This window comes from Brevinema andersonii (assembly GCF_900112165.1).
GTDB lineage: Bacteria > Spirochaetota > Brevinematia > Brevinematales > Brevinemataceae > Brevinema > Brevinema andersonii.
Genome location: NZ_FOKY01000001.1, coordinates 450,078 through 475,699, shown reverse-complemented (window position 1 = coordinate 475,699; position 25,622 = coordinate 450,078). Strand labels below are relative to the sequence as shown.

Below are 25,622 nucleotides of genomic sequence, written 5' to 3'. Positions count from 1 at the left end.
CCATGATTTTTTCAAAAAAATCAAATTTATCTTCAATTAATAGGAATTTCTATACCGGTCAGTTCGAAATCGCCAGCACTCCTCGTACCGTCATAGCTGATCGTCTTGAACGACACTGGAATATACTTGCCGTCAAACTCTTTCCACACAATAATAATCGCAAATTTTTTCTTTTTGTCCTCAAAATAATCCAGCCGTTCGACCAGTCCAAGCTTACCTACCCGAAACATATAAGCCACTTCCGCATCACCTTTGTTGAAGCCGACCTGCATAATATCCGGTTTAGGCTGCGCAATAACAAACAATTCCTGAAAACGCCAGTATCCTGAACTCGAAAGCAATGGCAAAAGCATTTCATTGATATGCCGCTCGTAAGCAGAAAGCGCATTTTCATAGAAAGAATCCGTATTTTTTACTCTAAGTTGCAACCCCCGATCAGCATGAAACTGCACTTCAACAAAATAATCCCCGGAAGGAATTTTTTCACGGAGCAATTTTTTCGATCCGGCATCCGTCAAGCGTGCTGAGAATTCCTTTGCCGCAACACCGCCCGCATGCTTAGCTCTCAGCTCCAGAAAAACCTGCCGTTCTGGGGACAACTCCTGTCCAAAAACAGGCATAACTACCAACAATATCCATAATAATTTCATAGGCATTCCTAACTGATTATTTTTCTTAAAAAGCGGACAAATCGCGAATTACGCCACCATTCCAATGTGCGCTCGGCAAGATCTTTTGTTTGTTTAGTTTCATCCTGGATATTTGATTTTGCCTGATTTTCTGTGATATTCGTAATCCGAAGACGCACTAGCCCATCCGACCCATATGATGCCATTATTTCACGACGCCGACCGGCCCCTACATAACGGGCAATACCCTCTTTTTGATAAGTTTCTGCTTCGATTGTCAATGTTTTGTCAGGATTGAACCGAACACCCAAAATACCGTTTGAGCCGTCAGCAATCCAAATAATATCTTCGTAAACATACAACCCCAACCCTTCACCTATCAAATTCAAATGAGCAACAAACTCTCCGGGAACATTTCGAGCTTTGCGTTCATAGATCGTCAAGCCATCGAGCCGATCGACAACCGCAAGATATTTTCTCCTATTCACCTCAAACGGCACTACCGATTCAACCTCAGAAAATTCTCGTGCGATTGTTTTGAGAACTTTACCGGAATTTCGATCTGCCACCGCAAATCCCGCAGTACCTGCTGCCAAATACAAAGTTCTGGCATCGGCTGTCATATTGCGGACACTCGGCATAATAAGGTTGGTTTTGACCAACTTAATGCTTGTATCAATCTTGTAGCGCGGCAGCAGCCGGAAAATTTCCGCCAAAACCCGAGTATCAATAGCATTAATAATCTCAAGATAACGGCCTTCCTGCCAAAAACGATACAACTGCTTAGGGTCAAGTCCAGAACTTTCAAAAAGTGGCACCAGTTTCGTCAAAAGATTAGCCTGGCTGAATAACGCTTCGAAAAGGGCTGTCATTTCGGGAGCACTCAACGCCATCAATTGGGATTTGAGTTCGCTCTGACCGTCCAACCCTATCCTTCGGCCTAAAAATTCTGCTGTTGCTTCGATTTCTTTCCGTGCGTTCGGGATCGGCCTTCGGTTTGTGAATGGATTATAATTAGTATCATGCACTTCCTCAAGATCAACCCTATACTCAGCCAGAAGATTAAGATTCGACAAATAGGCCTCTTCAAAAAGCGTTTCCGTAGGTTTGCCGCTTTTGACAGCATCTTGTACAGTATTTTCAACATTTGAAACCAGCCTGCCAGGATCCTGTAAAACCTCGCCTAACCCCTCCTGCGACAAAACATTGCCAACTCCTGCCACAATTGCATTGGAATTTTGCAGAACAATATCCACAACATCGGCTACAACAACATCTTGAGCAAACTTGATAGTATTCGAAACATTCGGTTGGGCTTGGATTTTATTTTTTTCTTCAAAGGCACGTTCAATCAAGATCCTATTTTTCTCCGACAAAAACGGAATGTTGCTTAAAAAGTTCTCAGGCAAACTACCTCCCTCAAGCAAAAGCCGCAATAAAGCATCAGAATTAGTAACAGACGCAAGGGAATTGCTTTCGGACGGAGGAGCAAGCTTCGAAAACAGACGTGCTGGCAGCTCGAGCCCTGAAAGTGCTACATAGTTAACTAGCGAAGCAATATCCGGCTGCTCAAAAAAACTGTTAGAACTATACGTGAGATGATAAGTGAGAACGCCCAAATATTCATTTGCAGCAATGATACGAAAACCACCTTCGGGGTCAGACGTAGTGTGAGTGCGCCTAATACGGAGATTAGGTGCCACCTTTAGCGAACCAAGTGGGCGTGTGTATTCAGGGGAAATCTCAGCTGCACCGATTCCACCGCCGCTGACGGTATCGTAAGCAAAAATCAAGTTGGTCGAACTAGGGGTTTCGATAATTTCGATTGTGCGTACAAAAACTTGCTCCAAACTACCGGCATAAAGATTAGTGAGAGAAAGATTTAGCGCCGGCTCGACAGAATCACCAAGCATACGGTAGACCAAAATACCACCCGACCCTGCTGCAACATAAATGAGATCACCATACAATTCAAAGCTACGGATTTCCTCATGAGCAGGAGTCATTGTGCGGCTGACCGTTACCAGAGGATAAGCTTTTGTTTCGTCATAAGCAAGATTTACACAGGATGTAAAAAAAATCAGCGCTGCTATCAAAAATTTTTGAAAAAAAAATTTCACAAGTCCTCGTTTTTGTTATGCAAATATTTTAAATTATAATAACACACGCCGAAAATATCAATATTGAATCCGGATTTAAGGAAATATTTATTTGCAAAACAGACGGTTTATGGATATACTATACAAAGAAAAACAATTTTCGGAGGCTGCATTGATGAAGCACTTTGGATGGATAATTTTGCTATGGGCAGGATCGGTATTCGGGGTAGATCCGACGATCCAAGTAAAAGTTAACCCTCAAGCAATAGGTACCAACGAAGTGGCAGAAGTGTTTGTTTCTGTAACCGGCGAATCCCTCCAACATCCACCCGTTTTGTCAGCCGAACCCGACGGTTTTGATATTGCGTTTACAGGGAGCTCATCGCAAACGCAAATTTCCATTATCAACGGTAGGCAACAGTTAAAAACTTTATATTCTTATATTTATCAAATTGTACCGAAACGATCAGGGATTCTCAGCATTCCATCATTCATCGCAACTACCAAAAAAGGTAAAGAACTTTACAGCCCGCCATCCAGCATAGATGTACAAAATACAGGCTCTATCAACCTCCGACAGAATCGATTCCGCACGTTCGATCCTTTTGCACCTTTTGCGGACGACCCTGGACAAGCATTTCTGCAGTGGCGCATTTCCAAAAGCAGGGTTGTTCAAAATACCGGTCTGATCGCGGATTTGTATTTATTTACAGACAATGAGCATTTTTTGAATAATCTTTCGCATCTGCGGTTGATTGAACGACTGCGTTTTGATGGAGGTATTGTCCATGAGATGCAGTTGCCTGAAGAAAAAAATATTATCAATGACCAATTTGGTGGTGATCCGTTCAGTGGAATTTTGCTGAAACGATTTATTTTATTTCCTTTGGAAGTCGGCACTTTGAATGTTCAGTCGCCTATCCTCTACAATAACAATGGCCCATTCAGTGCGCAGATTTACGGGAATCCTATTCAGATCTATTCTATGCCTGTCACTAAAAAATTGTCCTACATTGGAAATGAACTAGAAATTCAAAACGAACTGTCAGTAGAAGACGCTACCGTTTCTGAAGAAATAACTATGACTGTTATCATCGAAGGCGACGGCAATACCGATTATTTTTCGAACCCATATTTGGATATGAAAATCGACGGCTTGTTTATTAGCGAGCCCCAAAGCACTGTTGAAGCCGGCATTGATGAAAAAACAGCGGATATTTTCATGCGCAAAATCTTGAAATATACGTTGATCGCCCGCAAAGCCGGAGAATTTACGATTCCGTCAATTGAGTTGGAATATTATGATTTCAACGGAAACAAGCATAAAACCGCATCCGAACCCCTTTATTTTTCTGCGCAGCCGAGCCAATTGACAAGTACTTCAAAGATGCAATTTCCAAGCCTACCGACTAAAGATTATAAAATCACCTACTATCCAGGCTGGCGCTTTATTATTCCGAGCGTCTTGATCAGTATTTTTTGGGTATTAGGCGGCTTTTTGAGCTACAAAAGACGTCAGAAATTGAAAATTGATCCGGGATTTGCGCGGCTTACGCAGTCAAAAAAACGTCTCAACCATACACTGAAGAATGCAACCGAGGCGCTTGAAAAAAAACAATTTAAAGATGCCACACGCCTACTAAAACAAGCATTAACAACATTCTGTATGGATAAGTTTGGATTACTACAGACAGCATCTCAAAAAGAGATTTTAGATACTTTAACAAAGAGAAATCTGAATCCCGGAGCCATCAAACAATTTCAAAAATTGATCAGCGAACTGGAATTTTGTGCTTTTGGCGCAGAACCGAACGATCAACAAGTACAAAATTATTTCTCGCAGACTGAAAATCTGTTGGTTCAAATAGAAAAATTGAAATCAAAATAATTTTATTTTCTGCGCAAAGGCAGCAATCCCAACCATTTTCGGAGGCGTATCATCAGGCAGCCGAATACAGCTTCATAAATGATACTGCCATGCAACTTAGTTTCGCCAACGGTACGGTCAATAAATATAATAGGCACTTCTTTGACATTGAAACCACCGTAATAAACTGTCGATTTCATCTCGATCTGAAACATATATCCACGCGCATGAATACGATCTAAGTCTACCGTATTGAGTACATCTGTTTTGTAAGCATTGAAACCGCCAGTGAGGTCAGTTAAGGGTACGCCGGTTGCAAGCCGAGCATAGATATTAGCGCAGATACTGAGAAATAAACGTTTGACATCCCAATCGAGAACTCTCACTCCGTCAACATAACGCGAACCACAAGCGGCATCCACACCATTTTTCAAGGCTTCGACAAAACGTTTTAAGTCGGATGGATTATGCGAAAGATCAGCATCCATCTGTATGACAAAATCATAATTATTTTCCAAGGCATACTTAAAACCGGCAACATAAGCCCGTCCGAGTCCGTTTTTTTCGGAGCGGGAGAACAAAAATATCCGCCTATCGAACTCGGGATTTTCGCAGACCAGACTTCCTGTACCGTCAGGCGAATTGTCATCCACAACTAACACATCCAATTCCGATTCGTTCATGATGCGCGGGAGGATACGTTCAATATTGCCTGCCTCGTTATATGTGGGTATTATTACTATTCCTTTCATACTTACTCCCACTAGATTATAAGCAAGTAAAGAAAAAATTTCAAATTAAGAAATATGCTTGCAAAAATCAGTAGCTTTAAGTATAATTAAGGGACTTTCTTTAATTAAAGGATTTGTTATGAAATATAAATTACTGGCAATATTGTGTACTTTTCTTTTGACAATTGACATTCAGGCCACCGAAACCAAAATAATTTCCGACAGTGGCTTTCAGAACTTATGGCTTTGGCAGCTTTCAAACACATCAATGACCGACCAACAAGGAATTTCACTGTCAAAAGAGTCGCGTTTGGAATTTGACACGCCAGCAATCCTTTGGACCATGGAAGAAGTTAATGGTTTGTTGTATCTTGGAACAGCTGATGAAGCACGTATTATTCAAGTTAACTCAGACAAATCCAGAAAAGAAATTTTTCGGCATACAAACAAGTCATTAGTAGGAGATTTTGCAGCTACAGAAGATGGATTTATTGCTGCATTTTCGCCCGACGCAGAACTTATTCGTTTCGACCGCAATAAAAAACCAATCACCAATCTGACTCTTAGCAATACTTATATTTGGGACATTATCCCTAATCCCAAAGGCAGCTATGATATTCTTACAGGGCTGCCAGCACAGATTTATCGTTATCAAAATGACTCTCTTACTGAAACGGCAGAATTCGACGATGAAGAACATCTTATTAAAGGCTTATATATTGGTTCAGATTTGTGGGTACTGAGCGAAAAAGCTCTCTACAAAAAAACAGACGATAAAATCACTGCATTTGCTGGATTCAGCGGCATAGCAGCAGGATTTACTTATCATGAGGGAGTATTTTACGTTATTCAGTCGATCACAACACCCGCAAAAAATGACGAAAACAATAAAGACCAAATTATCAGTTCGCTGCTGGCGGTTAAAGAGGATGGTTCAGTTCAAGAATTAATGAGTCTTCCAGGATTTTATTTTACGGCTATTGCAGCGCAAAACAAGACAATTATCATTGGAGGCGGACAGTTCGGTCTTTACATAGAGTACGATACAGTCACTGGCAAGAATTTATTTTCGACGCTGGGTGAAGGTAAAGTATTGACTATTCTCCCTTCAGCTGAAAAAATGAAAATAATGACCAGTGATCCTTCGGTAATATGGACCGTTGAAAATAAAATTGCACGACAAGGAATCTTTATTTCGGAAGTATATGATGTAGGACTAGTATCGACTTGGGGTACATTTAATCCCAACGTATCCACACCACAAGGCACAGCTATTAAATTTTTTGTACAGAGTGGCGTAACAAAACATCCTCTCTACTGGACCGATTGGCAGGAAGTCACACCCGGCAAAAAAATTCCAGCAGCTCCAGCTCAATTCATCCGCTACAAAGCCCAGCTCTCATCGGATGGCAAAGCTACTCCATATGTTTATGGGGTTGAATTTCCCTATACCCAGCACAACCTTGCCCCTAAAATTAACACGCTTTTTATGGAACAAAAAAATAATATCCTGAATGTATCTTGGAACGCTTCCGATCCCAACAACGATAACCTTATTTTCGACGTATATCTTGCAGCGGATGGCATGCAGAAAATAAAAATCAATCACGAACCGCTGTCGGCAACAAATTTTAGTTTTTCAAATGATGCATTTCCATCAGGAGTCAAGCGCATTACGGTGGTAGCTAGCGATCTGCCATCCAATTCTCCCGAAACAGCCCTTACTCATGAATTGTCTGCTTTACCAGTAATGTTTGATAGTGAACCTCCTACTATTGGCGAGATTCTTCTCAAAGACGAAAACAGTCATTGGGACATCAGAGTTACTATAAGCGATCAGGAATCTCTTCTAAAAGAAGTAGCTTACTTGATAAATGGCCAAAACAGTACAATTATTTTGCCGGAAGACGGTATTTTAGACGAAAAAACCGAAATATTCCGGTTTAAACTACCAAAAAGTCAAGGATTTTTCCTCCAAATCCAAGCAACTGATACTACCGGCAATCAATCTTCAAAGGGTATATTTATCAGGCAGTAATGGAGAATTTATGAGAAGAATCTGCCTTTTAGGAGCCACAGGATCTGTAGGCGGATCTGTGCTATCAGTAATCAGGCAATACCCCGAATTATTTACTTTGTATGGATTTTCTGCATGGAGCAACATTGGAAAAACCATTGCACTTATTGAAGAATTCGCTCCAAAATATGTTGTTCTTGCACAGGAACATCCTGATTTGCCATTAATGTTCCCGAATGTGGAATTTATGTTCGGCGAAGAAGGTATCGTCGATTTAGCGATGCACGAAGAAAACGATACCATTATCAATGCTGTAACGGGGACAGCGGGATTTTTGCCATCACTAGGGGCACTCAAAAAAGGCAAAACATTAATTATCGCTAACAAAGAATCGCTGGTAGCCGGTGGCAAATTTCTCATCGAGGCCGAAAAAAAATACAATGGCTCTATCATTCCGCTCGACAGCGAACACCTAGCTTTATTCGATCTCCTGCGTGGAAAAGAAAGTTCAGAAATCGAAGAAATTATTTTAACGGCATCAGGTGGCCCTTTTCTACACAAAGAAATTAATGAAACTATTTCCATTGAGGATGTTCTGAATCATCCGACTTGGAAAATGGGAATGCATATAACAGTCAACAGCGCTAATATGATGAATAAAGGCCTCGAGCTCATCGAAGCTATATATCTTTTTGGAACGACAGAAGATAAAATTCGTATTTTAATACACCCACAATCGCTGGTACATGGAGCTGTACATTGTAAAGGAAGCCACTGGCATATGCTGGCATCACCTACAGACATGAGATATCCTGCATTATATGCACTATTTTTTCCAGAAACTCCGAAAGAAGCGCCTTTTGGTATTTACGATCCAACCCGTGAACCGCTTGAATTTTTGGAGCCGGATGAAAAAAAATTTCCACTTTTGCCGTTTATCCGCCAAGTAGCACGAGAAAATGGTGTACTTCCCGCGGTATTATGCGCTGCTAACGAAGTTATTGTAGAAAAATTTCTTGAAGGTCGTATTAAATTTTACAAAATCCCTGACTTAATTCAGGAAATTGTTGAAAATTATCCTAATATTGCTAATCCTTCTGCCGAAGAGATTTTAATTGCTGACAAAAAAGCTCGTATTCTTACACTCGAACGAATCACCTTTAAAGGTGATGATCTCCGATTATAAAGCCCGTTCCGCAAGATAAAGCGTATTTTCCAATAGCGAAACAATAGTCATCGGCCCAATACCACCCGGTACTGGAGTAATAGCCTTGCACTTTGAGGCAATTCCAGCAAAATCAGCATCACCTTGTATACGATATTTTTTGGGGTTATGGGAATCGGGCACTCTGTTAATGCCAACATCAATGATAATAACACCATCTCTGATCATATCAGCAGTTATGAGATTGGGACAACCTGCAGCAGATACAATAATATCTGCTTCGCGGCATAATTGTTTTAGATTCTTGGTTTTTTTATGAGCAATACTTACTGTCATATCATGTTGAAGCAGCAAAAAAGCTGCCGGCTTGCCGACGATATTACTTTTCCCAATAACCAGTGCATTTTGCGATTCCAATGAAATATCCATGCTCTTCAGCAACGTTAAAATTCCTTTAGGTGTGCAGGGCGAAAATTCGGAAACACCAGCAAATAAACGCCCTAGATTCAACGGATGAAAACAATCAACATCTTTTTCTGGTAAAATCGCAGAAAGAATATTTTTTTCGGAGATGTGTCCCGGCAACGGTAGCTGCACCAAAATACCATGAATTTTGGGATTTATATTTAACTGCTCTATGCAATGTAGCAGTTCAACTTCAGAAATTTTTTCGCTCAGAAAAACAGGATGCGAATAAAAACCCACTTCGCTGCATGCTTTAATTTTAGCGGCAACATAACTGTATGAAGCCCTATCCGAACCTACGAGCACTGTTGCCAAACCCGGAGTTAAATTTTTATCGGCCAGGATACCTATAATTTGATGTTTCTTTTTTTCTGCAATTTTTTTTCCGTCTAATATCAATATAAACTCCTTAAATTACGATAATATAAAGAAAAAGGTACTATTATGAAAAATGATATGCTTGTCATCAAAGGCAAATTTCACTTCAAAACTAGTAATACATATGGATTTTTTGCTATTCTGCTGGATTTAGTTCAAAAATCACTGTTTGAGGATTATATTTTTGTTTCACATTTCAGTGACATCAACCAAATCGATATCAAATTGATGTGGCTGATCCTTGAGGAGCAGATTAACAAAATTTTAATGCGTGGCAGCTATGCAAACAATATGACCACCGAATTTAAACGTATTTTTTCTGACAACCTAAGCGGTGATTATGGTTTGGCACCAGGACTGATTGTAGACTACCAATTGCGAAACAAGGAAAAAATCCGCAGTACTTTAGAAAATTTTTTTACCACCCTCCAAAAAGATAAAAATTTTTCTATTGAGCTAGAATTTGAAGAGACAAGTAAAGAAAAAATCTTAGCAGCCCGCGAAGAACGTAAAGCTATCGAAGCAAAACACGCCAAAGCTCAACAAAAAAAAGAACAACAAGCTAACACACCTTTTGAGATCGCGCCTACTGATCAAATTATTCCAGCATCTCCTATATTTTCACCCATTAATGGTATTTCCTGTTCATTACTTACAAAGGGCATGAAGATTCTTATGCGATTAGATAACAGTAGCAAAAAAGGTCAAGAATGGATTGCTTACTTTCATGCATTTGATGAAGAACAAAATATGCTTCTTCCTTTAATCGGTACAATTGATCAGATTAAAAAAGGAGAGAAAAATCAATATCATTTTCTTATTCTCTATGGCCCTGGTCAAATCACACAATTAACACTTGACGATAGGTTTAAGATCAAACTATATGATCAATTTTCAAATGAACGCGTGATTGAGCCGATTACTAAAAGTATAGTTCCTGATTTTCATGTTGTTAATTCTATTTCTGACCTGTTCCGTGATAAAAATTTCACTCAATTTCTCATGTGGAGTGCGATGCTTATAGTTCTGCTACTAGCTGCACTGATTTTGATCATCTAAAAAACAAACAATAATGATCCAATCCAAAGTATCAGCACTAAAACATAGATACTGTACACAACCCAACCTTTTTTCATAAAATTCAGCACGGCCGTTATTAAACTAACTGCATATATCGTAAAAATCGTATAAATAACATCAAAAGGTACTCCCTGCCAAAAAAAGTAATCCCCAGCTAACGAAGCTGCTCCAAACACCATCAAATTAAAAACATTACTGCCAAAAATATTTCCCAAAGCCATATCGTTCATATTCTTTTTGACCATTTGAAATGCAGTCACCAGCTCTGGTACGGATGTTGCAACTGCCAGTATAAGCGTTCCAACAAAATGAGCCCCTAAAGTATATCCAAGATACGGCAGCTTAATACGTGAAAGCTGCTCGCACAAAATTACTAGGATCCACGACAAAAAAATTAAACTAATTGAATAAAATACAAAATTAAGCAACGTATTTTTAAGTTCTACTCCGGTTTTTTGATTGTCATCAGGGTCAAGGCTGAAACTAATATACATAAGAAGACAGTACACTAAAAATATAACCGCAGCAACCATCCATTTATTGAGAAGAACGTCATATGTTTTATGGAAAAAAATGATAAAGCTTACCAATGTCAGCATAATCAAACTAGCGATCATCGCAAAAAAAGAAGCTTGAGAGAGGATTATTTTTTGTTTTCGAAGAATAAGGAAAACAAAAGCCAAAATGGAGATATTAGCAGCGCTGGAACCAAAGATACCTCCGGTTGCAAGGCCTAACTGCCCATGGGTCACAGCGGTAAAAGTACTGACTATTTCAGGAATTGATGTAATAATAGCAACAATTAAAAATCCGATCCAAGCTCCCGATAAGCCAGTACTTTCAGAAAGACGCCCGGCATAAAAAACAAGTCTCTCACCTACATAAAATATAACAAGTGCAGTAATAGCAACACCAATCAAGACAGCAAAAAAATTATTCCATAAAAACACGAAAGTCATAAAGAACAACATTCCAATGATGGCTACAAATTTAACCAAAGAAGTAAAAAAATCAGAGGTAAAAATTTTATACAAAAAATTGTCCATAAACATTCCTTTTATTGACGTACTAATTGACAGGCTGCAAAATAAATTACAACAGCAACAGCAACAATCAGCGAACCCGGCGCTATATCCCATACAAACGACAACAAAACACCAGTAAGCATAGAAAATAAAGTAAAACAGAACGCAATCATAAGAGTTCGGATGGTATTTTTTTTCCAAAGCAACGCAAAAGCAGCGGGCAAAACAGTCATAGCAGCAACAAGAAGTACTCCTACAAGCTTTATTCCTAAAACAATACTAGCAGACAAAGCTGCATAAACCAGTGTATCCCAAAGATCGGAGTTGGCTCCTGCTACAATAGCTCCCTGTCGGTCAAAGCTAAGATAAATAATTTTACCAAAAGCTGGCACAATAATAAAAATAACAATAGATGTTAGAATAACTGCAGTTATAAGATCAGTATGGGTGATTCCGATGATGTCGCCAAACAAAAAACCCATTAAGTTAAACCCCGAACCGCGGTTGAGTGAAAAAAGCATAGTACCGAAAGCCATGGCCGCAGAAAATAAAAGACTGGTATTTGTTTCGGGTGTGAGATGACTTTTTTTGGAGCTCAGCCCCGCTAAAACTGTTAACAACATTGAAAATCCAAGTGTTACGGGAAAAACATTCCAACCCAAAAACTTTGCCAGCCCGACACCTCCAAATGCCGCATGTTCAGTGCCAACAGCAAGAAATGACAATTTTCTAACAACAATGATAAATGATATCAATGCAAAAAGTATCGACAAAACAAAGGAAATTCCAACAGCATAGCGAAAAAAAGAAAATTGCCACAACATTTCATACTCACTTTAAGTATTTTATAAATGATACAAAAAAAGGGAAATATTTTCAAGAAAAACGACCATAAATTCAGAAAATTTGACAAAAAAGAAATTAAAACATAAAATAGAAAATAAATATTTTAAAAAAAATTCTTCATAAAACATTTAAGAATCACTCGACTGATCACAGACTCTAATTTATGGAAAGGATGCTTAATGAAAGCACAGCTGTTTGTTGTGGGCACACCTATCGGTAACCTTGAAGATATAACATTAAGAGCTATACGCACTCTGCAAGAAGTACCCATTATTGCTTGCGAAAATATACCCCGTACCTGTATTTTATTAAGCCATTTAGGTATAAAAAACAAAAAATTATTAGAATGCTCGCCGGCAAATGAAGTGAATTCTGCAAAAGGAATAATAAATTTCCTGCAACAAGGAAAAAATATTGCATTAGTGAGCGATGCGGGCAGCCCGTGTATTTCGGATCCTGGGTTAAAAGTAGTTCAAGAAGTCAGCGTTGCTGGGTATGATGTCATTCCAATTCCTGGTCCGTCAGCACTAAGTACTATGCTTTCTGTTGCAGGAATAAGCGGTGATATTATTGTTTTTTTAGGGTTTCTATCAAAAAAAGAGGCTCAAATACAAAAAATATTAGTACAATATGCAAAAAAGAATACGATTATTGTAATTTTTATATCCTGCCACAGGATAAAAAAATTCTTAAAAATGCTCAAGGATTTACAAATTTCTGCCGAAATTAGTTTAGGGAAGGAACTCACAAAAATATATGAACATATTTACAGAGGAACTCCCGAAGAAGTCGAAGCACAATTGAGTGAAAAAGAAAAAGGTGAATTTGTTGCTACGATCAAGCTTGATGGAGAAATTATTCTTCCAGAAGCAATTAAACCTTTTTCAAAAAAAGAAAAAAGAAAACTAAAAAATATACAGAAGATTTAACAGGAGGTTCAGAGAATGGAAATCAGAGGCATTAGCGGTGTTACTCCCCCCGAAAAACCAAATTCTCTCAAGACAGATCAAGCTCCTTCTTCTATAAAAAGATCAAATAATGATGATATACTGAAAGTATCTGATGAAGCACGCTTTCTAGAAGATGAAGCATTTATCAGAGAAATTTTAGCTAAAACTCCAGATATAGATGAAGTGAGAATTAAAGAAGTCAAAGAACGCTTAGAAAATGGATACTACGACAAACAAGAAACTATCAATACATTAACAGAAAAATTACTTAAAGCATTGGGGTTATAAAGGAGCACGATATTGTTCAGTTATCTTCTGAATCCATTAGAAGATCATGAAGATCTTCTTCATTAAAGGTTTCTAAGATTTCATGAATTTGCACAGCACGGCGTGATCCAAAAAGTCCTGGTTTTCCTTTAAATTTAACATTTCTACCGATAAAAATATCTACATCAGAGCTTACACTATTATCAAAACGAATCACATCGCCTTCTTTCAGCATACTTACTTCAGAAAAAGATAACGTTGTTTCAGCCAACTGAGCAATAACTGTCAAACGGATATCATTCAATTGTTGTTTAATAAAATTAATATGTTCCGCTGTTACACCTCGGTTGATTGCAGAGTACCAATATTGAGCAGAAAGCTTATTAATAATTGGTTCGATCGTAATATACGGTATACAAAAATTAATCATTCCCTCTACTTCGCCAATTTTGGTATCGAAAGTTGTTAAAATCACCATACTGTTGGGTGGAACAATCCCTACGAACTGCGGATTTGTTTCGATGTTACCTAAGCGCGGGCGTAGATCCATCATATTTGCCCAAGCTTCCCGAAGATTTCCTAAAAGTCTCACTAAAATACCTTCAATAACAGACATTTCGATATCCGTCAATTCTCGATTTTGCTTGAGTGTTTCTCCCTTACCACCAAATAATCGGTCAATGATAGAAAAAGTAATAGCAGGATCTACCTCGATCACAGCAGAACCTTTCAACGGATCCATATTTACAATACCTAAAGTTGTAGGCGAGGGTATCGAACGAGTAAATTCTTCATAAGTGAGCTGGTCCACTGAAACAACATGCACCTGTACTAGTGAACGAAGCTGTGCTGCCAAAGATGTAGTTGTCAAGCGAGCAAATGTTTCGTGGATCATTTGAAGGGTGCGAACTTGGTCTTTCGAAAACTTGTCAGGCCGCCGAAAATCATATACTTTTAAACGCTTTCTGTTGTTATATGATTTCGTAGTGGTTTCGTTTTGAACCTCATCATGAGGAACAGGTGCCCCGGAAACCGCCGTAAGCAGAGCGTCGATTTCATCCTGAGACAAAATTTCTGTCATCGGTGCTATCCTTATCAGTTATTTTTAAGAAACAGTGAACTCTGTATAGTATACTGCTTCAACTTCGCCGTTTATCAGAATATTATTGATAGTCCGCCGAATTTCTTCTTTAAGCTGTTCTTTTTCTAAAAACTCATCGATTTGATTTTTTTCTTTAGAGTTCAAAAGACTAAGGATAATGTCCCTAATCTGTGTACCTCTGTCCGTAAGCTCCTGCTGAAGCTGTTTATTGTTGGGATTGTAGCCTAGCGATAATGCAACCCGTACAAAATAACTAGCATCAATATCAGCAGTATTAATTTTGAATTCACCCACATCATAATATGATAATGGTGCAGGTTTTGGCTGAAGTTGGACAGTTATAATATCTTCATTGCGTTCTTTGGAAGCTCCCCCTTTGAATACGACAAACATAATAATTACCGACAAAATCACGGAAATTAATATAGGAATAAGATAAGTTAATACTTTTTCAAGCAGTTTAGCAACAGGACTGGTAGGACGGGTCTCCTCATCAAGACCGTCTTCAAAAATTTCGTCATCTGTCGGCATACGCTCCCCCACGAATTATTCTAATTATATAGTATATTATACATATCTAAAAAATGCAAAAATTTCAAGCTACATTGCAAAAAAATGAAATATTTTGTATAATAGAGTCCAAAAAGGAGAAAAAGTTTATGATTTACAAGCATCAAAATGGAAATTTTTCAGAAAACACATGGATTTTTGTCAACGACAATACCAATGAAGCAATTATCGTTGACCCTGGTAGTGACATGCTTCAAGTATTCAAGATACTCAATGGCAAAAATGTAACGGATATTTTCATTACACACGGCCACATCGATCATATTTTAGGTCTTGCCGAAACAAAAAATAAATATCCAAATGCACGAATTGTTGCACACGAGCTAGCCAATGAAACTCTTCCTGATCCTCATAAAAATTTATCTTATCTCTGGGGATACCCTATTACGGCACCTAAACCCGATTATACTTTCTCAAAGCAAGGAACACAAATTGAGGCTGCAGGCCAGAAATGGAATTTGTTCCATACGCCGGGGCATGCTTACGATCATGCTGTTTTTCTGGGTGAAGACGGCACATTATTTGGAGGTGATGTTCTTTTTCAGGACGGAGGTATAGGACGTGTCGATTTTGAAGGATCCTCTCCATCAGATATGAGCGAAAGCTTAAAATTCGTCCTCAATTTTGATCCTAAAACTGTCGTACATCCCGGACATGGTGATACCTTCTTGATTGAAGATGCAAAACCATTTTTTAATTTTTAGGAAAGTGCTAATAGCTCTTCATGAACAAAGTCGACAATTTCGCGGACATATTCCCGGGAAAAATTCAACTCAATACCTGCTGTTTTATAGATATCAGTCAAAGATTTTTTTGTGCCTGCATTGAGAAAATCTTTATAAGCTTGTACTGCTTGTTTCGGGCTGCACCGGAAAAAACGATATAACGCCAACGCACCAAGTTGTGCAATACCATACTCAATATAGTAGAAAGGTACTTCAAAAATATGCAATTGGAACATCCATTGAATTTTGCGGAATTCTTCCAACCCAGACCAATCAACACCGGTACTTGCTGAAAACCGGTCAGACAAGCGAATAAAAATTTCCTCACGCGCCTGAGCATCTGCATTTTGAGTGTATATTTCCTGCTGAAACGCATCAACTGTCATGCACCAAGGAAAAAATCTCAATGCATCTTCTAGTTGATCCTTTTGGGCCTTTCTAAAATCCGCAGGATCCGTATAACAAATATTCCAATGAGGCATAGTAAGCATTTCCATGCTCATTGACGCGAGTTCAGCAGATTCCATAGGCAGCTCGAGAAAACTAGTGTAAGGATGATTCGCACGCGCAAACTCATGCATAGCATGACCAGCTTCGTGGACAAGCGTAGTGAGATCACTGTGGAGACCGACCGCATTCATAAAAATAAATGATGCTCCGTACTTGTAAAGCGGATAACTATAACCACCAGGAGCTTTATTTTTGCGATTGAGAAGATCAAGCAGATCTGAATCGTTCATATTTTGGAAATTTTGACCGAATTCGGGATCAACTTGCGTGAGAATTTCCACACCTTTCGGAGCTAAATCTGCAGGATTAGCAACCGGTTTAAGTACTTTTCCATCCAACGGAACCGCCATATCCCAAGGTCTAAGTGTATCAAGATCAAGTATTTGTTTTCTACGATTGTTAAACTCCTTAATAAGAGGCAACATTTCATGCTCTATCGCATCGTGAAATGCAAAAACATCATCTACACTATAGGAAAAACGGCCTTTCGCAATATGGACATAATCACGGTAATTGGAAAACCCAGCATTTCGAGCAATTTCCTGACGCAAAGCATACAAACGGTCAAAAAGTATATTTAATTGCTGCTTGTGCCCCATCATTTTTTCGGAACGAATCTTCCATGCCTGTTCGCGGATATTTCTATCCTTGTCTTTGAGAAAAACTCCCATTTCCGGTAAAGTTTTTTCTTCACCGCGGAAATCGACAGTCATTCCCCCGCTAATGGTTCGGTATTCAACACCTAATTCGGATTCACGCACAGCAAGCGGAATATTTTCTTCGCGGAAAATATCGTGATCTTTCTTAAGAATCATATGCAGCAAAGCTCCTATACTGCCATACTGTTGCACCCATTCCTTACAGGCAGGAGAATCAAGAAATTTCGACTTAAAATTAAAATCTTTCTGTGCATAATAAGCAACTATGTTCGCCTGAAAAACAGAATATTGAGAGGCTAATGACTTGTCGGCAGTATTGCACGTCATCGCTATGTATATTTCAGCACCGAAATCAGCAATTTTATGCGCAAGTTCATCAACTTTTTCCAGAAAAATCGTTATTTGCTCAGGCGAATCGAGAGGAAATTTTTCTAACTCATCCGTCCAACGCTTGAGATTGGAAATATCTTCAACATCCAGAGCTTCCAAGAAATAATGTTCTTTACGGATTGGTAATTTCATTTTGGCTCCTTTTTAATCCCACATTGTATGTGCGGACCGAGTTTTTTCGAGCTCGCTGAGGATTTCTGCAAGTTTTTCTTTTTCTTTCTCAACAACAGAAGCTGGAGCTTTCGATAGAAACTGCTGATTTGCCAGCTTGCCTTCAACCGAACGGGCAGCTTTTTCGAGACGGGACATTTCTTTTGCAAGACGCTCTTTTTCTTTGTCCTTATCAATCACGCCACCCAAGTCCAGAAATACCTGAAAATCAAATTCGGATCGCACAGCTTCACCAGGCCGGGCCGTACGATTTAAGGAAGCAATTTCTAGGGAAGATAATTTCGCTAGCTGGCAGAAAACAGAAGCATTTTCCGCAAAAAACGGAGCTAAAACATCATCTGCAGCAATAACGCATGAAGGTCGCACTCTTGGAGGAATAGAACTTTCAGCACGCAACTCGCGCACCATATATAAAGCTTGTTCAAGGCGCTTCATACGGGCATTTTCATCAGAAAATTCCTCCAAAAGAGGATCATAAACAGGATATTGACTGAACGCCAAATTTTGTTTTCCAAAAACTTCACGATACAATTTTTCAGTAAGAAAAGGCATAATCGGATGTAGAAGTTTTAATATTCTAGAAAAAACAACCATCATAATAATCCATTTGCTTTCATGGATGGAAGAATCATCCTGATTGAATGAAAACTTTAAGCTCTCGATGTAACGGTCGCAAAAATCGTTCCAAACAAATTCATAAATATCTTTTGCTGCTTCGTTGAAACGAAACTTATCAAAATGATCCCGAACTTTATGGATAGTTTCGTTCAGCCTGAAGAGTATACTTTTATCAAAATCGTCTTTATCAAGCAGAAAATAAGGAGCTGTTGTCCCAAACAATATCTCATAAAGAGAATTGTTTTCAATAGCTTCTATTATATTAAGATCTCTATCTATTTGAGATTTTTCAGGTTTGTTGATCAGTGCAAACCGGGCTGCATTCCAGATTTTGTTAGCAAAGTGCTTGCCGAGTTCGACCTTTTCGGAAGAATACAAAATATCATTTCCTAGCGGCGCCAGTCGAATCATTGTATAACGCAACGCATCAGCTCCATATTCTTTCATGATATCCAATGGATCAGGAGAGTTGCCTAGTGATTTGCTCATCTTGCGGCCAGCATCGTCACGAATAATCCCAGTGAAATAAACATTCTTAAATGGAATTTCATGCCGAAAATGCCCAGCTGCCATAATCATGCGCGCTACCCAGAAAAATATAATATCCGGACCCGTAACCAACGTATTTGTAGGGTGATAGTAATTTTTATCTTCTTCATTCAGATGCACCGCATATGACCAAAGCCATGAACTAGCCCATGTATCCAGTACAGATTCGTCCTGAGACATTGCAGCACCGCACTTGGGACAAGAAATCATGACTGTTGTATCCGCATATTGATGCCCGTTTGCGCATGTAAACACGGGAATCCGATGTCCCCACCAAAGTTGTCGTGAAATGCACCAATCTTTAATATTATCGAGCCAGTAAAAATAAGTTTTTTTCCAATGCGCAGGATAAAATTCTATAGAACCATTCTCAACAGCAGTTTTTGCTGGTGTAGCAAGATTCTTCATTGACATAAACCATTGTTCCGACAACATCGGCTCAATAGGCACATGCCCGCGCTGAGAATAACCAACCTTGTGAGTATGTTCTTCGATTTTTTTGAGAAGCCCAAGGTGTTTTATACCCGCAACCACGGCTTGACGAGCTTCAAAACGGTCAAGTCCACGGTATGACTCGGGAACATCAGAACTCATTTTTGCTTCTTCGGTCATGATAACAGGCATTTCCAGCCCGTGCCGAAGCCCGACTTCATAGTCGTTCGGATCATGGGCAGGAGTAACTTTAACCGCACCAGTTCCAAATTCAGGATCAACATACTCGTCGCCAATAACAGGCAGCTCACGTCCCACAAACGGTAACACTGCCCTCTTTCCAATTAAATGTTGATAACGCTTGTCTTTGGGATGCACCATAATTGCAACATCCCCAAACATCGTCTCAGGACGGGTTGTTGCAATAGTGATTGTTTCATTTGAATCTTTAATAGGATAAGCAAAATACCATAAATAACCGCGTTCTTCGATATGTTCTACTTCTTCATCGGAAATCGCCGACTTCGATACCGGACACCAATTGACTATTCGTTTGCCTTTGTAAATAAAACCCTCATTATAAAGATCCACAAAGCTTTGGAGCACATCATGAGAATATTGTTCATCCATCGTGAAGCGTTCACGATTCCAATCGCATGATATACCCAGCCGTTTCAGTTGATCGTTGATAATGCCTCCGTATTCGTCCTTCCACTGCATCGCATATTCTAAAAAACGTTCACGTCCTATTGTTTTTTTATCGATATTTTGACCAGCAAGCCAACGTGTAACTTTAGTTTCAGTAGCAATCGACGCATGATCCAAACCTGGTATCCAGCACGCTTCAAAGCCATCCATACGTTTGTAGCGAATGAGGACATCTTGGATCGTGTTGTTGAGAATATGCCCCATATGCAGCATACCCGTAACATTAGGTGGCGGCATCACAATCGTATAAGGCTTCTTGAACGCGTTACGCTCCGAGCGGAAACGTTCAGTTTGAACATCTTCAAGCGCCATATTTTGTTCAAAATCGTTGGGATTGTAGTCGGGCAATGATGGCACGGCATCCTCCTGAAAGTTATATCTTCTTATTATAAGCACAGACATTAATATTGTCAAGGACTTGCGCCGAACGGGTATGATCGGTTATAATAAGAAATGAATTTTGATGTAAAACGCGTTTATATCCACTACCCGTTTTGCCTGACAAAGTGCCATTACTGCAACTTTGCTGCTGGCGTGCCTCCCAAAGAAGAATTTCTAAAGCCGTATCATGATGCTTTGCTTTTGGAAATTAATGCCTACCGGGAAATGCTGACAGAGCCTTTAGATTCATTATATTTTGGAGGTGGCACTCCATCGCTGATGCCGATTCCTGATCTTGAAGCTATCCTCCAACAGTTCGAACCATTGATTCGATCCGAAACAGAAATCACGCTCGAGGCAAACCCTGAAACTGTCACCTCAAAATTAGCACAAGCATGGGAAAAACTCAATATTAATAGGGTTTCGCTAGGTTGGCAGTCTATGAATAACAGCATTTTGAAATTTTTAGCTCGCTCAGGTAACGCTGAAGACAATATCCGTTCATTTGAGACGCTGCGAAATGCCGGATTTAATAATATTTCTGTTGATAGAATTCTTTCTGTTCAACACGATACAGAAGACGACTTTTTTACTGCCTTGGAAGCTTGCATGCCAGAGCATATTTCAACATACCAGCTGACCATAGAAGAAAAAACTGTACTTCATGCATGGACGCAACAAAAAAAATATCTTCCACTGACCGACGGAGCTGCTTTAAAAATAGAAGCTAAAACCGAATCACGACTTGCTGAGCTTGGATTTGAACGCTATGAAATTTCAAACTACTGCCGAAATAAAAATATCGGCCGACATAATACAGGATACTGGAATTATGATTATTATTTAGGTCTTGGTGCTGGTGCGGCCGGATTTTTGCCAGAAGCTCACTCATGGGGGTTACGTTATACAAATCCATTCTCATTCAAAAATTATTTGAAATCAAATCGGCCAGCCGAATCCGAACAAATTCATCATGAGACAGCTGTCAAAGAAGCTTTAATGTTGGGAATACGTCGGCTTGAAGGAATTGAAAAACATTCTTTCGAAAACCGCCTAAATATCAAATGGGACACTTTGTTTCCGAACGGCACGGATCCTCAATTTTTCGACGACACCCCACAGCGACTCATCTTAAAGCACTCGATGATTCCACTTGCCAATCCTGCTGTTCTCAGTTTATGGGAGGCTTTAAATTTGTCAATTTTTTCATAAAAACATATAATATCAGAGAAGGAGAGATATTTATGCTGACATTAAAAGATTACAATAATGCAATTTTACGTGAATTTACGGAAACCCAATTCAAAAAACATAAAGAATTAGTCGAAACAATTGCCGAATTAAATGATTTCGGTGAAGACACCGGCATTAATGCTATGCTACTTTACTATATCGCTTTGCTTACTCAAATTGAAGAATCATGCACATTCGGCAGCAGCGACATGTCATTCAAGATGACATTCAACCAAAGCATTTTATACGATCTCGCTGGTGAACTGTCTCGCCTGTGCTACAAATATAGCTGTCCAGTCTCTCATGAGAACGACTGGGAAAACGAACATCCTTAAACTTGCTTGACTTCATAACCATTAAGAATAAGAATTTCTGGCCTATACTCGAAATGGATCGTGTCGTAAAATAGCCACTTGCCACCCCAGACAAACCCGTATTTTTCAAAAATTTTGACAATTTCAGCCAGCGGAATCCAACGTCTGGAAAGAGGTTCACGCACCCAGTCGACACGTAGTTTTTTTCTCCATAACCAATAAACATTTTTTTTAGTATTTCTGCTGTCTAAAATATCAATACCTATACCATAGGAATGCATGCTTCTTAGAGACGAACTCTCAACCTTGCGCCAGTAGAACGAATAAACTGTATCAATCCTTCGCAGAAAATCAGCAGCTTCCTTATTAGTCCCAGCAAGAGCAAGAATTTCACGCTCAACACATTTCAACGGTTTATACGCTAGACGATGTACACGTACTTGCTTTCCTAAAAAGCGACTTTTTATAATATTTTTATTAGTATCTGTATGACGGCGCATTGCGTATAAAACCTCGTGATACTCAGGATGATAAGGTTTTCTACTTTTGAAATTCACCGCATTCAAGGCTCTAACTTCATCATCCGAAAGCTTTGACAAATCCGGTACCGATTCGGGATACACGTAAAATGTATTTGTCCCATATTTTTCCCAGTCCTCACGGGCGTTTTCCGGCAAGATTCTATTACTAATCCAGTAAAATACTTTACCGTTAACAAGTATTGCTGGATCGACAGAAGTATTTTCGTAAGTTGTAACAATCGAAGGATATGATTTTTCAAGAGCCTTAAAAACATCTGTTCCGGAAAAATTTCCAAATGCAGTGCCATGTAGTAGAAAAACCAACCAGACTTTTTTCATCGAAATTTACTTTTCACCATCCCGCGCAAAGTTTTAATTCCTTTTTTATAAGGAGGATAACGAAACGGAAGCTCTAAACCAAATCCTTTACGAAAAACACCAGCCGAACGCGAAAATGCTTCAAATGAGAATTTCCCATGATAATTGCCCATACCACTGGTACGCACCCCTCCAAACGGCAGGCTGTGCACTAAAATCTGTGAAATCGTATCATTAATCGCAGCTCCTCCAAAACTAATATTTTCCAGCATAGTGCGGATAAATACTTCGTCTTTCGAGAAAACATAAAATGCTAAAGGATATTCACAAATCTGACGAATTTTATCAAGCGCATCTTGTTTATTAACATAAGAAATAACAGGCAATATCGGACCGAAAATTTCATTAGTCATCACAGAAACGCTTAGTGAAAACGGCTCCAAAAGCGTCAGCTCAAGCAGTAAATTTTTATCATCCGAACTGCCTCCAGTGATTATTTTCCCGTCTTTGAGATAAGCTTTTAATCTTTTGTAGTGGTGCTCGTTGATAACACGCTGATAACGGCGCTCTACTTTATACTCTTCCAAAACACCAGAAACTGTATCAAAAAACTCATTTTTTATAGATTCCGGTACCAGTACATAATCAGGCGCAATGCAAGTCTGACCACCATTAATAAATTTGCCCCACAACATACGTTTCACAGCTTTTCTAAGATCTCCAGCAGGCATTTCATCAAACACGCAAGGAGATTTGCCCCCAAGTTCCAATGTCACAGGAGTGAGATGTTTCGCGGCTTTCTCCATGACAATACGACCAACTTGCGGCGATCCCGTAAAAAATATCTTATCGAAATCAAGTTCCAACAAGGCTTTATTGGTATTGATATCTCCTTTAACTACAGTAATATAGGCAGGATCAAAATATTCACGTACTGCTTGTTCTAGCACGAACTCAACATGAGGTGTCAACTCTGAAATTTTGAGAATTATACAATTTCCTGCCGCAATCGCACCTACCAGAGGTAGCAAAGACAGCTGAACAGGATAATTCCAAGGCGCCATAATTAATGTTACGCCAAAAGGTTTTTGTACGATTGTTCCATATCCATCAAGAGTCGTAAATTCACGAGGAACTTTTTTAGGTTTTATCCATTTTTTGCCGTGCTTGAGTGCACATTCGATATCGGCAAGCACCGGCATAAATTCGGATGAAAGTGCTTCGAATTCACCCTTTGCTAAATCTTGTTCCAGAGCTTCCAGAATTTTAACCTGATAAGTCTCCAACATTCTTTTGAGATTATTCAGTTGCTGCGCTCGAAACTCCCAAGGCAAAGGAGCTCCTGTTTTAAAAAATTCATATTGTTTTTTCTTGATATCTTGTACTTGTTTTACATGCATTGAAATCCTCCATAAATTATAATTCTGAACGTATTAATTTTTTTGCCAGACTAACAATTTTATCAAGAACTTCGCTAGGAAATATATGATCTGTGTTGATGACAATAGCATTTTTAGGCACACACAAAGGGCTAATCGCGCGATTTGAATCATCATAATCACGGCAGATCATTTTCTGAAGCAATTGATCCTTATCTACTGTAATACCTCGCTGGAGCAACTGCATACGACGACGTTCAGCTCTGATTTCAGGTGAAGCATCAAGATAAATTTTAAGTTCCGCATCCGGAAATACAGCAGAACCCATATCACGTCCTTCGGCTACGATATTAGTGCCACGCGCAATAAGCCTTTGTAAATCTTGCATCACCGAACGCACATAAGCATTTTGACTGACTTCGGAAGCACGTTTGTCGATTTCAGGAGTGCGAATCAAACTACTGACATTTTCTCCGTTAAGAAACACTTTTCCATCCCAAAATTCAACAGTAAAATCGGACAACATATCATGATTCAAAAGCTCTTCCAATGTGAGATTTTGTTTGTCCATAAAATAAGCAACACAACGATACATCGCACCCGTGTCTAACACCATAAATCCCAACTCTTGCGCTACTTTTTTCGATATAGAACTTTTACCTGCTCCTGCAGGTCCATCAATTGTTATTATCATAAAATAATAATAACATATCTTAAATTTTTTGTCCAAATTATGCAAAGTACCCCCAACAAATGTTGGGGGTACTTTGGGCCTAGAGAATTTAATATAGTTCCCGATCAGAAGTAGGAATAATAAAATCCACCGTCGTAATAATTTCGGCTGGCATTCTATGATAAACCATGCCTTCAATTTTCTTCTTATTTTTCTTGTTTTTATTTTTGCTGTTGAGTGTTTTAAAGTGCTCTTTTACCGTCACCAAGTGCAGTTCTGGCGCACCTTTGCTATCATTGTTCATACGAATATAAAAACCTTGTTTTTTCTGAACATCCTCATTGGTAGGGTTTTGTTTCGGTCCGTAGAATACTAGAAAATCTTCTCCTTCTCTTTTCAAGATTGTATACATACTTTTGCCTTTGATATCTTTCGAAATCCCATCGTAAATGAACACAGTATTAGTATCATCAAACATCAAATCTTCTTCGTAGTACGATAATGTTCCTTGATTTTCGTCGGTCCAAGGTCGATAAATCCCATATGTTCGGTACCACGTCCCCATTAAATCTTTAGGTTCCAATCCGAATCCAGAACCCACAATTCCTAATCCTAATAAAAGCAGCAATAATTGTTTCATTACTCACTCTCCTTTTCTATACTTGATAAATCAAAGTTAATGACAGTATGTCTTTTCTGTCAAATTTAAATCATGACGATTTTTCAATATCCCGACAAGTATCATATTCTAAGAATTTGATTTTTCTTAAGAAATAATTTCTTGATATCCTTGCAAAAAAAATTGTTTATTGTTAAAATATATTTGATAAGTATAATTTTTGTTAAGAGG

General features: G+C 38.9%; 23 protein-coding genes. 9 read left to right on the top strand and 14 right to left on the bottom strand.

Annotation, left to right across the window (positions count from 1 at the left end; translation table 11 throughout):
* Positions 1-32: 32 nt before the first annotated feature.
* Both BM018_RS02365 and BM018_RS02360 read right to left on the bottom strand, forming a co-directional pair.
* A complete protein-coding gene (locus tag BM018_RS02365; RefSeq protein WP_092318115.1) occupies positions 33-650 on the bottom strand; it encodes a hypothetical protein in 618 nt (205 codons plus the stop codon).
* 8 nt (positions 651-658) lie between these two features.
* The gene (locus BM018_RS02360; RefSeq protein WP_092318112.1) at positions 659-2,749 is read right to left on the bottom strand and encodes a hypothetical protein; all 2,091 of its coding nucleotides are present in this window, start codon (positions 2,747-2,749) and stop codon (positions 659-661) included.
* A 109-nt stretch (positions 2,750-2,858) separates the two neighbouring features.
* On the opposite strand from BM018_RS02360, the gene BM018_RS02355 reads away from it, so the two are divergent.
* A complete protein-coding gene (locus BM018_RS02355) occupies positions 2,859-4,616 on the top strand; it encodes a BatD family protein (RefSeq protein WP_092318108.1) in 1,758 nt (585 codons plus the stop codon).
* A gap of 2 nt (positions 4,617-4,618) precedes the next feature.
* Here the strand turns inward: BM018_RS02355 and BM018_RS02350 are convergent, their stop codons facing one another.
* Positions 4,619-5,347 carry a polyprenol monophosphomannose synthase gene (locus tag BM018_RS02350; protein WP_092318105.1) on the bottom strand — a complete coding sequence of 243 codons (729 nt, stop codon included), beginning with the start codon at positions 5,345-5,347 and terminating at the stop codon, positions 4,619-4,621.
* Between the two features lie 118 nt (positions 5,348-5,465).
* On the opposite strand from BM018_RS02350, the gene BM018_RS02345 reads away from it, so the two are divergent.
* Entirely contained in the window at positions 5,466-7,364 is a 1,899-nt protein-coding gene (locus tag BM018_RS02345) for a hypothetical protein (protein WP_143280378.1), read from the top strand.
* Positions 7,365-7,374: 10 nt separating this feature from the next.
* Positions 7,375-8,529, top strand: coding sequence for a 1-deoxy-D-xylulose-5-phosphate reductoisomerase (gene dxr / locus BM018_RS02340; protein WP_092318099.1), 1,155 nt, complete (start codon positions 7,375-7,377; stop codon positions 8,527-8,529).
* Here the strand turns inward: dxr and BM018_RS02335 are convergent.
* A complete protein-coding gene (locus BM018_RS02335) occupies positions 8,524-9,372 on the bottom strand; it encodes a bifunctional 5,10-methylenetetrahydrofolate dehydrogenase/5,10-methenyltetrahydrofolate cyclohydrolase (RefSeq protein ID WP_200778556.1) in 849 nt (282 codons plus the stop codon). The two genes, dxr and BM018_RS02335, sit on opposite strands and share 6 nt — an antisense overlap.
* 45 nt (positions 9,373-9,417) lie before the next feature.
* Here BM018_RS02335 and BM018_RS02330 point away from each other — a divergent pair, with 45 nt between their 5' ends.
* A complete protein-coding gene (locus BM018_RS02330; protein WP_092318093.1) occupies positions 9,418-10,410 on the top strand; it encodes a hypothetical protein in 993 nt (330 codons plus the stop codon).
* Here the strand turns inward: BM018_RS02330 and BM018_RS02325 are convergent.
* Together BM018_RS02325 and BM018_RS02320 are read right to left on the bottom strand one after the other, a co-directional pair.
* Positions 10,407-11,477 carry a sodium:calcium antiporter gene (locus tag BM018_RS02325; RefSeq protein ID WP_159428138.1) on the bottom strand — a complete coding sequence of 357 codons (1,071 nt, stop codon included), beginning with the start codon at positions 11,475-11,477 and terminating at the stop codon, positions 10,407-10,409. The two genes, BM018_RS02330 and BM018_RS02325, sit on opposite strands and share 4 nt — an antisense overlap.
* Positions 11,478-11,488: 11 nt before the next feature.
* Complete coding sequence (locus BM018_RS02320; RefSeq protein WP_092318087.1) at positions 11,489-12,280, bottom strand: metal ABC transporter permease; 792 nt, start codon at positions 12,278-12,280, stop codon at positions 11,489-11,491.
* 201 nt (positions 12,281-12,481) lie between these two features.
* Between BM018_RS02320 and rsmI the strand changes: the two genes are divergently transcribed.
* Positions 12,482-13,231 (top strand): 16S rRNA (cytidine(1402)-2'-O)-methyltransferase, encoded by a 750-nt coding sequence (gene rsmI / locus BM018_RS02315; RefSeq protein ID WP_092318084.1) that lies wholly within the window; start codon positions 12,482-12,484, stop codon positions 13,229-13,231.
* Between the two features lie 15 nt (positions 13,232-13,246).
* On the top strand, positions 13,247-13,540 hold the full coding sequence (locus BM018_RS02310) for a flagellar biosynthesis anti-sigma factor FlgM (RefSeq protein WP_092318081.1): 294 nt from the start codon (positions 13,247-13,249) through the stop codon (positions 13,538-13,540).
* Between the two features lie 16 nt (positions 13,541-13,556).
* On the opposite strand, the gene fliM is transcribed toward BM018_RS02310, so the two are convergent.
* Both fliM and BM018_RS02300 read right to left on the bottom strand, forming a co-directional pair.
* Positions 13,557-14,600 carry a flagellar motor switch protein FliM gene (gene fliM / locus BM018_RS02305; protein WP_092318078.1) on the bottom strand — a complete coding sequence of 348 codons (1,044 nt, stop codon included), beginning with the start codon at positions 14,598-14,600 and terminating at the stop codon, positions 13,557-13,559.
* Between the two features lie 24 nt (positions 14,601-14,624).
* Positions 14,625-15,152, bottom strand: a complete 528-nt coding sequence (locus BM018_RS02300) for a flagellar basal body-associated FliL family protein (protein ID WP_092318075.1) — start codon at positions 15,150-15,152, stop codon at positions 14,625-14,627.
* Between the two features lie 128 nt (positions 15,153-15,280).
* Here BM018_RS02300 and BM018_RS02295 point away from each other — a divergent pair, with 128 nt between their 5' ends.
* The gene (locus BM018_RS02295; RefSeq protein ID WP_159428137.1) at positions 15,281-15,895 is read left to right on the top strand and encodes an MBL fold metallo-hydrolase; all 615 of its coding nucleotides are present in this window, start codon (positions 15,281-15,283) and stop codon (positions 15,893-15,895) included.
* Here the strand turns inward: BM018_RS02295 and BM018_RS02290 are convergent.
* Both BM018_RS02290 and BM018_RS02285 read right to left on the bottom strand, forming a co-directional pair.
* Positions 15,892-17,607, bottom strand: coding sequence for a M3 family oligoendopeptidase (locus tag BM018_RS02290; RefSeq protein ID WP_092318070.1), 1,716 nt, complete (start codon positions 17,605-17,607; stop codon positions 15,892-15,894). The two genes, BM018_RS02295 and BM018_RS02290, sit on opposite strands and share 4 nt — an antisense overlap.
* Before the next feature lie 12 nt (positions 17,608-17,619).
* Positions 17,620-20,310: a valine--tRNA ligase gene (locus BM018_RS02285; RefSeq protein ID WP_159428136.1), complete on the bottom strand. Its 2,691-nt coding sequence runs from the start codon at positions 20,308-20,310 to the stop codon at positions 17,620-17,622.
* Positions 20,311-20,406: 96 nt separating this feature from the next.
* Here BM018_RS02285 and hemW point away from each other — a divergent pair, with 96 nt between their 5' ends.
* Together hemW and BM018_RS02275 are read left to right on the top strand one after the other, a co-directional pair.
* The gene (gene hemW / locus BM018_RS02280; RefSeq protein WP_092318064.1) at positions 20,407-21,546 is read left to right on the top strand and encodes a radical SAM family heme chaperone HemW; all 1,140 of its coding nucleotides are present in this window, start codon (positions 20,407-20,409) and stop codon (positions 21,544-21,546) included.
* A gap of 32 nt (positions 21,547-21,578) precedes the next feature.
* Positions 21,579-21,902, top strand: coding sequence for a hypothetical protein (locus BM018_RS02275; protein ID WP_092318061.1), 324 nt, complete (start codon positions 21,579-21,581; stop codon positions 21,900-21,902).
* Here BM018_RS02275 and BM018_RS02270 read toward each other — a convergent pair.
* Genes BM018_RS02270 through BM018_RS02255 form a run of 4 tightly spaced genes read right to left on the bottom strand, consistent with a single transcriptional unit; the run spans position 21,899 to position 25,412 of the window.
* On the bottom strand, positions 21,899-22,741 hold the full coding sequence (locus tag BM018_RS02270; RefSeq protein WP_092318058.1) for a M15 family metallopeptidase: 843 nt from the start codon (positions 22,739-22,741) through the stop codon (positions 21,899-21,901). The two genes, BM018_RS02275 and BM018_RS02270, sit on opposite strands and share 4 nt — an antisense overlap.
* Complete coding sequence (locus BM018_RS02265; RefSeq protein ID WP_092318055.1) at positions 22,738-24,120, bottom strand: aldehyde dehydrogenase family protein; 1,383 nt, start codon at positions 24,118-24,120, stop codon at positions 22,738-22,740. The genes BM018_RS02270 and BM018_RS02265 overlap by 4 nt, the downstream gene beginning before the upstream one ends.
* A 16-nt stretch (positions 24,121-24,136) precedes the next feature.
* Positions 24,137-24,838: a (d)CMP kinase gene (gene cmk / locus BM018_RS02260; protein WP_092318052.1), complete on the bottom strand. Its 702-nt coding sequence runs from the start codon at positions 24,836-24,838 to the stop codon at positions 24,137-24,139.
* Between the two features lie 43 nt (positions 24,839-24,881).
* A complete protein-coding gene (locus tag BM018_RS02255; RefSeq protein ID WP_092318049.1) occupies positions 24,882-25,412 on the bottom strand; it encodes a hypothetical protein in 531 nt (176 codons plus the stop codon).
* Between the last annotated feature and the right edge of the window lie 210 nt (positions 25,413-25,622).